General features: G+C 63.2%; 2 protein-coding genes. One reads left to right on the top strand and one right to left on the bottom strand.

Annotated elements, in window-relative coordinates; translation table 11 throughout:
- Nucleotides 1-243: 243 nt before the first annotated feature.
- Nucleotides 244-489, bottom strand: coding sequence for a hypothetical protein (locus I5M_RS11060; RefSeq protein WP_022721463.1), 246 nt, complete (start codon nucleotides 487-489; stop codon nucleotides 244-246).
- A gap of 361 nt (nucleotides 490-850) precedes the next feature.
- Here I5M_RS11060 and I5M_RS11065 point away from each other — a divergent pair, with 361 nt between their 5' ends.
- The gene (locus I5M_RS11065; protein ID WP_022721464.1) at nucleotides 851-2035 is read left to right on the top strand and encodes an efflux RND transporter periplasmic adaptor subunit; all 1185 of its coding nucleotides are present in this window, start codon (nucleotides 851-853) and stop codon (nucleotides 2033-2035) included.
- Nucleotides 2036-2171 lie beyond the last annotated feature (136 nt).

Raw genomic sequence — 2171 nt, forward strand, 5'->3', positions numbered from 1 at the left:
TGTGCCATTGCTAATTACATGCAATGACCGGTGGTATCGGGCCGACTTTGGGGGGTCAACGCTGCGACGACTTTGCAACGCTGGAATAGTTCAAGATCAAAATCATTCTAAGAAACCGCCTCCGTAAACATCCGGAAGTGGTTGAAATCAGCGGGTATCTTCGCACCGCCCCTGCACCATGCTGCGCTGAAAACATGCAGCACGATACAATGCTGTGCAGGCCGCGACGCTGACGACTCGCGCTTACTCCGCGCGCTCGCTCGGCGGCTTCATCAGCCCGAACATCTCGTCGATCGTCTGCTGCGCGATCACGCGCACGCGCTCGGTGTCGATGCCACCGTCGATCCGAATCCCCCGCGCCACCGCTCGGATCTCGTCGCGGAATTCGCTTAGGAAGCCCAACGGATCGCGCTGCTCATTGGCGACGCGTGCGATCAGGCCGGTGATCAGGAGCTGACAAGCGATCATTCGGCCGTTGAGTTCTTCCATCCGTCTCCGCTCCGCTCGCGGAGTGCTCCGCGCTGCCTCCGGGGGTCTTAAGACCGCCGCTCCCTCATGACAATTGGAAGAGTTCTTAACTGGATCGACGGGGAAAACCCGGCAGCAGTCGCCCGCCTCCATGCAGAGACCAGGGGTGCCGGCGGCCGCATCCAGCAACAGCTGGAAACAGCCGGAAGCGGCTTCCCGAACGAGCGGCAGAACCGTCCCTGTTGCTCATGAAAGTTTAGCAATGTCAGGCGGTTTGGTGGTGTGTTTGCACCCACTTCGACTATAGTCACGGCTCTCAGCAGTCACCGCCGCGCGGCGCCAAACGGACAACGTTCGCCGCCGGCCGAACATCGGATCGGCAATGAAAAAACCCGGCGCGATTCGCAGGGCCACCGTGATGCTTGCCCTGTTGCTTGTGGCAGGCGGCTCCTATTGGGCCTGGCAACGCGCCGGCCATGGCGGCTCCGAGCATGCCAAGTCCGCAGCGGCCGGGCGTTCGGCGGCTGTGCCGGTGACGGTAGCAACCGCCGAGAAGGCCGATTTCCCGATCTATCTCAATGGTCTCGGCACCGTGCAGGGCTTCAACACGGTGGTTGTCCGGACCCGTGTCGACGGCGCCATCGACCATATCGACTTCAAGGAAGGCCAGACGGTGAAAGCCGGCGACTTGCTGGCGCAGATCGATCCGCGGCCGTTCCAGGCGACGCTCGACCAGGCCAAGGCCAAGAAGCAGCAGGACGAGGCCAACCTCGCCAACGCCCAGCTCGACCTCGGCCGCTCGGTCCGACTCGGCGAATTCGCCACCAAACAGCAGACCGACACCCAGCGCTCGAACGTCGCGCAGCTCACGGCTCAGATCGCCGCCGACGACGCCGCGATCGCCAACGCCCAGACCCAGCTGGACTACACCAGCATCAAGGCGCCAATCTCCGGCGTGGTCGGCATCCGGCAGGTCGACAAGGGCAACATCGTCAACGCCTCGACCCAGACCGGCATCGTCACCATCGCCCAGATCGAACCCATCGCGGTGATCTTCACCGCGCCGGAAGAGCGCGTGATCGATATCCACCGCGCCCTCGCCGAGCACCCGCTGCAGGTGATCGCGCTGTCTACCGACGGCAAAACCAAGCTGGAAGACGACGGCACCCTGGCGGTGGTCAACAATCAGGTCGACAGCAACAGCGGCACGGTGCGGCTGAAGGCGGTGTTCGCCAACAAGGACCACTCGCTGTGGCCCGGACTATCGGTACAGACGAAGCTGCTGGTGAAGACGCTGAAGGGCGTCGTCGTGGTGCCAAACGACGTCATCCAGCACAGCAGCGACGGTCTTTACGCCTACGCGATCGGAAACGACAACAAGGCGGAACTGCGCAAGATCGAAGTCGGCGCCGCCGACGAGCAGAATTCGGTGATCACCAAAGGCCTCGATGCCGGCGACCGCGTCATCGTGGCCGGCCAATACAGGGTCAAGCCGGGCACGGCACTGTCGTTCAAGGTCGCCGACAACGCGCCGGCAGTTGCCGCGCCCGCCGGCACCGGGAACTAGCACATGAACGGAAGCATCTCGTCGCCGTTCATCCGCTACCCGATCGCAACCTCGCTGCTGATGGCGGGGATCTTGTTCATCGGTCTCGTCGCCTACCCTCTGCTTCCGGTGGCGCCACTGCCGCAGGTCGACTCCC

This window comes from Rhodopseudomonas sp. B29, assembly GCF_000333455.1.
GTDB lineage: Bacteria > Pseudomonadota > Alphaproteobacteria > Rhizobiales > Xanthobacteraceae > Rhodopseudomonas.